Source organism: Ancylobacter amanitiformis (assembly GCF_030814815.1).
Classification (GTDB): domain Bacteria; phylum Pseudomonadota; class Alphaproteobacteria; order Rhizobiales; family Xanthobacteraceae; genus Ancylobacter; species Ancylobacter amanitiformis.
The window spans coordinates 85,233-95,231 of the sequence record NZ_JAUSVR010000014.1 but is presented as its reverse complement, the minus strand read 5'-3'; the positions used below and the strand labels follow the sequence as shown (position 1 = coordinate 95,231).

General features: G+C 67.9%; 9 protein-coding genes. 7 read left to right on the top strand and 2 right to left on the bottom strand.

Annotated features, from left to right (window positions below; genetic code table 11):
- Window positions 1–321: 321 nt before the first annotated feature.
- Entirely contained in the window at window positions 322–933 is a 612-nt protein-coding gene (locus QOZ99_RS17655; RefSeq protein ID WP_306891318.1) for an IMPACT family protein, read from the top strand.
- A gap of 218 nt (window positions 934–1,151) precedes the next feature.
- Here the strand turns inward: QOZ99_RS17655 and QOZ99_RS17650 are convergent, their stop codons facing one another.
- Window positions 1,152–2,057 carry a LysR family transcriptional regulator gene (locus QOZ99_RS17650; protein WP_306891317.1) on the bottom strand — a complete coding sequence of 302 codons (906 nt, stop codon included), beginning with the start codon at window positions 2,055–2,057 and terminating at the stop codon, window positions 1,152–1,154.
- 93 nt (window positions 2,058–2,150) lie between these two features.
- Here QOZ99_RS17650 and QOZ99_RS17645 point away from each other — a divergent pair, with 93 nt between their 5' ends.
- Complete coding sequence (locus QOZ99_RS17645; RefSeq protein ID WP_306891316.1) at window positions 2,151–3,017, top strand: aldo/keto reductase family oxidoreductase; 867 nt, start codon at window positions 2,151–2,153, stop codon at window positions 3,015–3,017.
- Window positions 3,018–3,236: 219 nt separating this feature from the next.
- Here QOZ99_RS17645 and QOZ99_RS17640 read toward each other — a convergent pair whose 3' ends face one another.
- On the bottom strand, window positions 3,237–3,929 hold the full coding sequence (locus QOZ99_RS17640) for a GntR family transcriptional regulator (RefSeq protein WP_306891315.1): 693 nt from the start codon (window positions 3,927–3,929) through the stop codon (window positions 3,237–3,239).
- 254 nt (window positions 3,930–4,183) lie between these two features.
- Between QOZ99_RS17640 and QOZ99_RS17635 the strand changes: the two genes are divergently transcribed.
- From QOZ99_RS17635 to QOZ99_RS17615, 5 genes are all read left to right on the top strand, one after another.
- On the top strand, window positions 4,184–5,635 hold the full coding sequence (locus QOZ99_RS17635; protein ID WP_306891313.1) for a bifunctional 2-methylcitrate dehydratase/aconitate hydratase: 1,452 nt from the start codon (window positions 4,184–4,186) through the stop codon (window positions 5,633–5,635).
- 12 nt (window positions 5,636–5,647) lie between these two features.
- Window positions 5,648–6,583, top strand: coding sequence for a methylisocitrate lyase (gene prpB, locus QOZ99_RS17630; protein WP_306891312.1), 936 nt, complete (start codon window positions 5,648–5,650; stop codon window positions 6,581–6,583).
- A 142-nt stretch (window positions 6,584–6,725) separates the two neighbouring features.
- The gene (locus tag QOZ99_RS17625) at window positions 6,726–7,727 is read left to right on the top strand and encodes a Bug family tripartite tricarboxylate transporter substrate binding protein (RefSeq protein WP_306891311.1); all 1,002 of its coding nucleotides are present in this window, start codon (window positions 6,726–6,728) and stop codon (window positions 7,725–7,727) included.
- A 226-nt stretch (window positions 7,728–7,953) separates the two neighbouring features.
- Complete coding sequence (locus QOZ99_RS17620; RefSeq protein ID WP_306891310.1) at window positions 7,954–8,457, top strand: tripartite tricarboxylate transporter TctB family protein; 504 nt, start codon at window positions 7,954–7,956, stop codon at window positions 8,455–8,457.
- Window positions 8,458–8,464: 7 nt separating this feature from the next.
- Complete coding sequence (locus QOZ99_RS17615; protein ID WP_306891323.1) at window positions 8,465–9,982, top strand: tripartite tricarboxylate transporter permease; 1,518 nt, start codon at window positions 8,465–8,467, stop codon at window positions 9,980–9,982.
- The last annotated feature ends 17 nt before the right edge of the window (window positions 9,983–9,999 follow it).

Here is a 9,999-nt window from a genome sequence, read left to right as displayed (position 1 = left end):
GTCAGGTCAAAGCGAGCCATCTCAACCTCCAGGGCTGAGATCAATGAATCAGAACCCCGGCCCGCGGGGAAGCCCGTTTATGGGTATGTCTCCTAAAGCACCGTGGGCAAGGAATGGGCCCACGCCATGAGTGAGGCTTGAGCGGAATCGCCATCCGCGGCCGTTGGCGGATGGCGATTACCTTTGCAAGATCGACATGCGCGTGCGGGGGGGGCCTTGACCTTCGTGGCGAATGCCGGCTTCCAGCGATCCACCCTATGGGTTCGGATCGATGACGCTCCGGACCCGCCCTCAGGCCGAAGGAGATCCGGGGCGGAGGTCATGATAGACGAGCGTATGGACGCACGCTTTACCCTCGTTGAACTCGCTCTGCGCCAGCAAGAGATCAAGAAGAGCCGATTCGTGGCGATCGCCGGCCCCGTCGCCGACGAGGCGGCGGCGAAAGACTTCATCGCGGCACAGTCGGATCCGGGCGCCAATCACAATTGCTGGGCATGGCGCGTGGGGCAGAACTACCGCTTCAACGATGACGGGGAACCCGGCGGCACCGCCGGCAAGCCGATCCTTGCCGCCATCGACGGGCAAGGCCTCGATCGCGTCGCCGTTGTCGTGACGCGCTGGTTCGGTGGGATCCTTCTGGGCAGCGGCGGCCTGATCCGGGCCTATGGCGGAACGGCGGCCCTCTGCCTGCGCGACGCCGAGAAGGCGGCGCTCATCGCGACCGTCTCCGGGACGGTGACATGCGGGTTCAGCGATCTGGCACTGGTTCAAGTCAGGTTGGGCGCGCTACCGGGGGTGCAGGTGGGGGTTCATGCCTTCACGGATAGCGGCGCGATCCTGTCGATGACGGCGCCGAAATCCGACGCCGGCGGCGTGGAGCGGCTGCTGACGGATCTGACCAGCGGACGCTCGACGATGCGATGGAGCCAATAGTCATGGCAAAGCGTCCTTGCGCCAAGCTGGACGAATGATGCGGCGGAGGCTGTCCGGACAGGTTCATGGCGCGGCACCGGCTTCGAGCTTTCGTGAGGCGAGCTTTCGTAGCGATTGCCATACGGGCTTCGTCCCGGGCCGCAGCGGGGAGTTGCCGCCAGCGGCACGCAATGTCTTCCGCAACGGAATGCAATATGTTTCGTTGCTTCGCTATCGCCCTACGGCGACGATCGCGCCCGAATGAAGTCGATGAACGCGCGAAGCGGTGGAGGGACCAGCCGCAGACCCGGATAATAGAGAAAAGGCCCGGAAAAACGTGGCCACCAGTCCGCGAGAACCGGCTCCAGCGCGCCGCTTTTCAGGAACGGCGCGATCCAGGCTTCGAAGAGATAGATGACCCCCGTACCCGCGATCGCCGCCTCGACCGCGAGATCGATCGCCGGTCCCATGTTGACGAGCAGCGGGCCATCGCCCTCGATCATCACGCTCTCTCCCTCCCGCTCGAACTCCCAGGCGGGGGTGGCCCCACTCGAGAAGCGTCCACGCAGGCAGGCATGGCCCAGGAGGTCGCTGGGATGGCCGGGCCGGCCTCGCACGTCCAGATAGGCGGGCGCGGCGGCGCAGGCGAACCGCTGGATGCGCGGGCCGATCGGGACGGCGATCATGTCCTGTTCAAGCCGCTCGTCATACCGGATGCCGGCGTCGGCTCCCGCGGCCAGCACGTCCACGAAACTGTCCTCCGCCGTGATCTCCAGCCGGATGTGCGGATAGGCCGCCAGGAAGGCCGGCACGAGATCCGGCAAGACGAGACGCGCGGCGCTCACCGGCACGTTCAGGCGCAGGGTTCCGGCCGGCTCGTTGCCAAGCCGCCCGACCCCGGACAAGGCGGCGTCCACCTCACTAAGTGCCGGTTCCAGCCGGGCCATCAGCCGGGCCCCCGCCTCGGTCAGGCGGATGCTTCGCGTCGTCCGATGCAGCAGGCGCGCGCCAAGTCGGCCTTCGAGCCGTCGCACCGCATCACTGAGTGCCGAGGCGCTTGTGCCCCCGCTCCGGGCCGCGTTGCGGAATCCCCGCGCCCGCGCGACCGCGACGAAGGCGTTCAGGTCCGCGAGGTCATGCGCCATTGTTCGCCATCTCGCACAGGTTGTTCGGATTGTGGGCGATTATCGCTCACCGCCGCAAGGTCTAGATGTCTGGCGTCCTCAAGGAGAGCGACCATGACAAACTCGACCTATTCCTTCGCCGGCCAGACCGTGAACCGACTGGGCTACGGCGCCATGCAACTGGCTGGGCCCGGCGTGTTCGGCCCTCCCAGGGATCGCGACGACGCCCTCGCCGTCCTGCGCGCGGCGCGTGACGCCGGTGTCAATCACATCGATACCAGCGACTTCTACGGCCCGCATATCACCAACCAGCTGATCCGGGAGGCGCTTCATCCCTACCCCTCGGATCTGCTCATCGTGACCAAGGTCGGCGCCGTTCGCGGGCCGAAGGCCGAGTGGCTGCCGGCCTTCTCGCCGCAGGCCCTGGCGGCAGCGGTCCACGACAACCTGAAGAACCTGGGCGTGGATGTGCTGGATGCGGTCAACCTGCGCGTCATGTTCGACGTCCACGAGCCCGCCGAAGGGTCGATCGAAGCTCCCCTGACGGCGCTCGCCGAGCTTCAGCAGCAGGGCCTGATCCGACATATCGGCCTCAGCAACGTCACGCCCACACAATATGCGCAGGGCGCCGCCATCGTTCCGATCGTCGGCGTGCAGAACCAGTACAATCTGGCCCACAGAAGCGACGACCTCTTCATCGACCAACTGGCCGCCGAAGGGGTCGCCTATGTGCCGTTCTTCCCCCTGGGCGGCTTCTCGCCGCTCCAGTCCCAGGCCCTGACGCAGGTCGCGACCGAACTCGGCGTCTCTCCCATGCAGGTCGCCCTTGCCTGGTTGCTGCGCCGCTCGCCGAACATCCTGCTCATTCCCGGCACTTCCTCGACCGTCCACCTCGCCGAGAACCTCGCGGCGGCCCGCCTTGAGATCCCCGACGCGGCCATGACGGTGCTGGGCGCCATCGGGGCCCCGGCAACATCCTGATCATCCGCGAAGGCGGCGAATTCCTGCCGCCGGCCGGGGCGCGGGCCGGAGCGCGGGCTTGGCCTCCCGGTTCGGGTTGAGCCGATTCCGGGCGGGCGTATTGCCCTCACGGCCGGTCGCCGCCGGTGCGTCCGCGACTGTTGAGCCGGCGCGGAAGCCGGCCGGCACATCGCCCGCACCCGCGCCATCGATGCGCCATCGATGCGCCGGCAGTCCGCGTCACGGCGCCGCGAGGGCGGTCTGCAGGGCGGCGCGGGCGGCTCGTATGTGCCGGCGCATGAGGATTTCCGCCAGTTCCCCGTCGTGCTGGCCGATCGCCTCGGTGATGCGCAGATGCTCCCTCCAGGCCTCGCGGCCGCGACCCTGCACGGTGCGGTGTAGCCGCCGGCAGAGGCGCAGGCGCGGGTAGAACTGTTCGCACAGCAGGTCGGCGAGGATGGGGTTGCCGCTGCCGCGGGCGATGCGCCGATGGAAGTCGGTCTCCGGATCATCCTGCAGATAGGCGCCGAGCGGATTGCGCTCGATCTCGCCGCGATGGCCGGCGACGAGGGCTTCCAGCGTGGCGACCTCGCTCGCCTCCATGTGGGTTGCCGCCAGCCGCGCGGCCATGCCCTCCATCGCCTCGCGCACATCCAGCAGGGCGAGGAACTCGGCGGCGCTGGGCTGGGCGACGCGGGCGCCCTGGTTGACCGCATAGGTGACGAGCCCACGCTCCTGCAGCCGGCGGATCGCCTCGCGCACGGGCGCGCGGCTGGCGCCGAAGGAGCGGGCGATGGCGGGCTCCGAGAGCTTTTCCCCCGGGGCCAGCGTGCCGGCGAGAATGGCGCGCGTCAGATCGTCGTACAGGCGCGCGGCGAGGCCGCTGCCGCCCAGCGAATCCCCTGCCGCTTCCGTCTCGTCCGCGTTCAACATGTCGACACCTTTTCCTCGTCGCTCGCGTGCCGGCGCGCATTTGCCTTCGTTATAGCTGATTTCTCGCGCGATGCGCCTTCCCCGGCCGCCATGCGCTCGGAACATCTCATCGCCAAAAGTGTCGACATAGAGTGCGACGCAGCGCAAGTTTCGTTTGTTTTTTGTCGAGTTTCGGCTAAAATTGTCGACACCATAAGCAAGACGGCGATGGCAGTCGCCTCGAAAATGCGCCCAAGGGAGACGTTGAGAACGCCATGTCCAGCCACAGCAACAATGAACGCCCGGCCCCCGATGGTGTCCTCGTCGATATCGCCGACTACGTTCTCAACTATCGTGTCGACAGTTCTCTCGCCTATGAGACCGCCCGCAACTGCCTGATCGATACGCTCGGCTGCGGGCTGGAGGCTCTGGAATATCCGGCCTGCACCAAGCTGCTCGGGCCGATCGTGCCCGGCACCCTGGTGCCGAACGGCGCGAAGGTTCCCGGCACGCCCTATCAGCTCGACCCGGTGCAGGCGGCGTTCAACATCGGCACGATGATCCGCTGGCTGGACTTCAACGATTGCTGGCTCGCCGCCGAATGGGGGCACCCCTCGGACAATCTCGGCGGCATCCTCGCCGTCGCCGACTGGCTGGCCCGCAACGCCGTTGCCACGGGGCGCACCCCGCCGACCATGCGCGACGTGCTCACCGCCATGATCAAGGCGCACGAGATCCAGGGCTGCATCGCGCTGGAAAACGCCTTCAACAAGGTCGGCATCGACCATGTCGTGCTGGTCAAGGTGGCGTCGACCGCCGTGGTCGCCGGCCTGCTCGGGCTGACGCGCGACGAGATCATCAACGCCCTGTCGCTCGCCTTCGTCGATGGGCAGGCGCTGCGCACCTATCGCCACGCCCCGAACGCGGGCTCGCGCAAGAGCTGGGCGGCGGGCGACGCCACCAGCCGCGCCGTGCGCCTCGCCTTGATCGCGCAGACCGGCGAGATGGGCTACCCCTCGGTGCTGACCGCGCCGACCTGGGGCTTCTATGACGCCTCGTTCCGCGGCAAGCCGTTCGCCTTCCAGCGGCCCTACGGCTCCTATGTCATGGAGAACGTGCTCTTCAAGATCTCCTACCCGGCGGAGTTCCACGCCCAGACGGCGGTGGAAGCGGCGATGACGCTGCACCGCACGCTGACTGAATCGGGCCGCAGCGCCGCCGACATCGCCTCGATCCGCATCCGCACGCATGAGGCGTGCATCCGCATCATCGACAAGAGCGGACCGCTGCATAATCCGGCCGACCGCGACCACACCATCCAGTACATGGTCGCCCTGCCGCTGCTGTTCGGCCGGCTCACCGCCTCCGATTACGAGGATGCGGTCGCCGCCGATTCGCGCATCGATGCGCTGCGGGCGAAGATCACCTGCGTCGAGGATCCGGCCTTCACCCGCGACTATCACGACCCGGAAAAGCGCTCGATCGCCAACGCCATGACCATCGCGCTCACCGACGGCACGGTGCTGCCGGAAGTGCTGGTGGAATATCCGATCGGCCACAAGCGCCGCCGGGCGGACGGCATCCCGCTGCTGGAGGCCAAGTTCCGCACCAACCTTGCCCGCCGCTTCGTCGAGAAGCGCCAGCGCGCCATTCTCGACGTCTCGCTCGACCAGGCGCGGCTCGAGGCGATGGCGGTCAACGACTATGTCGATCTCTACGCCAACTGAAGGCCGCGCCCCATGCCCTATCTGGTGAACAGCGATCTTCCCACGGAGCCGGCTGGCCGCCGCTTCCGCGCGCGGGTGGAGGCGGGTGGCATCGTCGAACTTCCCGGCGCGCATAACGGCATGGCCTCCTTGCAGGCCAGGGAGGCCGGCTTCCAGGCGCTCTACCTCTCCGGCGCCGCGATGACCGCCTCGATGGGCCTGCCCGATCTCGGCATCATCACCGTCGACGAGGTGGCCTTCTTCATCCGGCAGATCGCGCGGGCCAGCGGCCTGCCGCTTCTGGTCGACGGCGACACCGGCTATGGCGAGGCGCTCAATGTGATGCACATGGTGCGCACCTTCGAGGATGCCGGCGCCGGGGCGGTGCATATCGAGGACCAACTGCTGCCGAAGAAATGCGGCCACCTCAACGACAAGAAGCTGGCCGATGCCCATGACATGGCCGCCAAGGTCGCCGCCGCCGCGCGCGCCCGGCGCGACCTCTACATCATCGCCCGCACCGATGCCGCCGCCAGCGAGGGGCTGGACGGGGCGCTGGCCCGCGCGCGGCTCTATCTCGACGCCGGCGCCGACGCGATCTTCCCGGAGGCGCTGACCAATGCGGAGATGTTTCGCGCCTTCGCCGAGCGCATGCCGGCCGGCGTGCCGCTGCTCGCCAACATGACGGAGTTCGGCCGCACGCCCTTCTTCACCACCTCGGAATTCGAGGCGATGGGCTACCGCATGGTGATCTGGCCGGTCTCGGCATTGCGCGTCGCCAACAAGGCGCAGGCAACGCTTTACCAGGCGATCCGCAACGACGGCGGCACGCATCGGATGATCGAGGCGATGCAGACCCGCGCCGAACTCTACGATCTGATCGGTCTGCACGCGTATGAGGCGCTCGACGCCTCGATCGTGCAGACCGTCATCCCGAACGGGCAGCCCCAGCGCGGAGGGGCGGCCTGAAGCGGCATCTGCCCGCGCCATCTGCCCACGAGATTTGACCACGAGATTTGCCCACACCACGGCGGCATCGCCGCGCGAGACCTGAAAGCCGGCAGCCCGGATCCTCCGGGCAAGACACGGCGAAACCGAATGAGGAAACGACATGCCCAACGCCAAAATGACCGACGCGACCCCGCGGCTGAGACGGCACCTGCTCCGCGCGACACTGGGACTGGCGGGCGGCCTCGCGCTCGCCCTGTCCGGCGGTCTCGCCCTCGCCGATCCGGCCAAGGTGCTGATTCCCGCCAATCCCGGCGGCGGCTGGGACGGCGCCGGCCGCCAGACCATGGCGGCGATGAACCAGGCGAAGATCTTCACCGATGGGGTGAACTTCACCAACAAGGGCGGCGCGGCAGGCACGATCGGCCTTGCCGAATTCGTGCGCACCGCCAAGGGCGACGACAATGCCCTTCTGGTGACGGGCGTCATCATGGTGGCGGGCATCATCACCAACAAGACGCCGGTCTCGCTCAACGACACCACGCCGCTGGTGCGGCTGACCAACGAGTACAACGCCATCGCCGTGCCGGCCGATTCGCCGATCAAGACGCCGCAGGACTTCATCGCGGCGCTGAAGGCCGATCCCGGCGCGCTGTCGGTGGGCGGCGGCTCGGCGGGCGGCGCCGACCATGTGATGCTGGCCATGCTCGCCAAGCATGCCGGCGCGCCGGTGAACAAGATCAACTTCGTCGCCTTCTCCGGCGGTGAAATTCTCGCCGCGCTCGGCGGCGGCAAGATCAAGGCGGCGATCTCCGGCGCCTCGGAGTTCCGCCAGTTCGCCCAGTCCGGCCGCATCCGCATCATCGCCGTGTCGGGCCCCACGCGGCTCGAAGGGCTGGATGTGCCGACGCTGAAGGAGGCCGGCATCCCGGTCGAAATCGGCAACTGGCGCGGCTTTGTCGGCGCACCGGGCATGAGCGAGGCCGGCAAGAAGGCCTGGCTCGACCGCTTCGCCAAGCTGCACACCAGCGACGCCTGGAAGGCGACCCTGAAGAACCAGGGCTGGGAGGACGCCTATCTCTCGGGTCCCGAATTCCTCGCCTTCCTGAAGAGCGAAGAGACCAACTGGGCGCAGGCGCTCCGGGAAGTCGGCATCGTCCAGTGACGGGATGCCCGCGGTCCTCCCTCTCCCCGACGGAGAGAGGGTCGGGGTGAGGGGGCTTCAACGATCCAAACCGTGTCGTCCCTCGCCGACCCGCTTCGCGGGCCACCTCTCCGCCAAAGTCGGATCCATCCGGCTTCGGCCTCGCCAGAACCGAACTCGGCAGCAGCCGAGTTCGGGCGGGGAGAGGCGATTACCAGCCAGCCACGTCAGGCCATGGAGCCAGCGCATGCCCCCCATTGACGAAGCTCGCGTCGGCGCGGCTCCCCCCCGGCCATGGTGGATCGGCCTTGCCGTGCTGGCCATGGGCCTCGTGTGGATCTATGGCGCCACCAGCATCCAGTCGACCACGGCCTTTGTCGGCATGGGGCCGGAGGTCATGGTCGCGGCCGTTGGCGCCGGTCTCGTCGTGCTCGGTGTCCTTCTTCTCGTGCAGATCCGGCAGGGCGTCACGTTCCGCCCGCAGGAAGAGGAAAACGCCGATGCCGACGCGCCGCCCTCGCGCCGCGCGTTCCTGTTCTCGCTGGCCGGCGTCGCGCTGCCGCTGGCAACCATCCGCTGGCTCGGCTTCCCGCTGACGGCGGCGATCGGCTTCACGCTGGTGACGCACGCTTTCGGCTCGCATCGCACCCTGTTCGATCTCGCGGTGGGTGCCGCCCTCGGCGTGGGGGCGTGGTTCATGTTCTCCAAGCTCGGCATCGACCTCGGCCCGTTCCTGCCGCTGATCCGGTGACATCATGATGGACACGCTGACCCAACTCATCGCCGGCTTCGCCATCGCGCTGCAGCCGATCAACCTGTTCTGGGCGCTGGTCGGCTGCGCGCTCGGCACGGCGGTCGGCGTGCTGCCCGGCATCGGGCCGGCGCTGACCATCGCGCTGCTCATGCCCGTCACCGCGCAGGTGGCGCCGGAATCGGCCTTTATCATGTTCGCCGGCATCCTCTATGGCGCGCTCTATGGCGGCTCGACCACCTCGATCCTGCTGAACACGCCGGGCGAGAGCGGATCGGTGATGACGGCGCTGGAGGGCAACCGCATGGCCCGCACCGGGCGCGGCGCGGCAGCGCTGGCCACCGCCGCCATCGGCTCCTTCGTCGCCGGCACCTTCGGTACCCTCGCGCTGACCTTCCTCGCCCCCGCCATCGCCGAGCTCGCCTTCATCTTCGGGCCGGAAGACTATTTCGCGCTGATGATCCTTTCCTTCACCTCGGTCGCGGTGGTGATGGGAACCTCGCGCGTGCGCGGCTTCACCGCACTGTTTTTCGGCCTCGCGCTCGGCACGATCGGCATCGACACCCAGACCGGGCAGAGTCGCATGGTGTTCGGCACGCTGGAACTGCTCGACGGCATCTCCTTCACCGTCGTCCTCGTGGCCCTGTTCGCCGTGGGCGAGACGCTCTATGTCGCCAGCCGGAATGCGCAGGTTCATGCCGTGCTCAACCCGCTCTCGGGCGGCGTGTGGATGACCCGCGAGGACTGGAAGCGCTCGTGGAAGCCGTGGCTGCGCGGCACGCTCATCGGCTTCCCCATCGGCTCGCTGCCGGCCGGCGGCACCGAAATACCGACATTCCTGTCCTATACGCTGGAGCGCCGGCTGAGCCCGCACCCGGAACAGTTTGGCGAGGGCGCGATCGAAGGCGTCGCCGGGCCGGAAGCGGCGAATAATGCCGCGGCGGCGGGCATATTGGTGCCGCTGCTCACGCTCGGCCTGCCCTCGACCGCGACGGCAGCGGTGCTGCTGGCGGCTTTCCAGAATTACGGCCTGCAGCCGGGGCCGCTGCTATTCGCCACCAATCCCGGCCTGCTCTGGGGCCTCATCGCCTCGCTTTATATCGGCAATGTCATCCTTCTGGTGCTCAACCTGCCGCTGGTCGGCATCTGGGTCCGCCTGCTGCTCATCCCGCGGCCCTATATCTATGCCGGCATCGTGGTGTTCGCGCTGGTCGGCGTGTGGGGGCTGTCGACCTCGTGGATGGATATCGCGCTGATGGTCGGGCTGGGCCTGATCGGCTACATGGCGCGGGTCTACGACTTCCCGATCGCTCCGGCGCTGATCGGCCTCATTCTGGGGCCGCAGGCGGAAATCCAGCTGCGCCGGGCGCTGGCGGTGAGCCAGAATGACTGGAGCGTGCTGGTCTCGACCCCGATCTCCGCGACGCTGCTCGCCATTGCCGCGCTGGTGCTGGTGCTGCCGCTGCTGCTCCGGCGTCTGCGGCGGGCCGAGCGGCGGATCGAACAGGAGGCGGCGGCCAAATAGCCGCGTCCCGCGTTGCC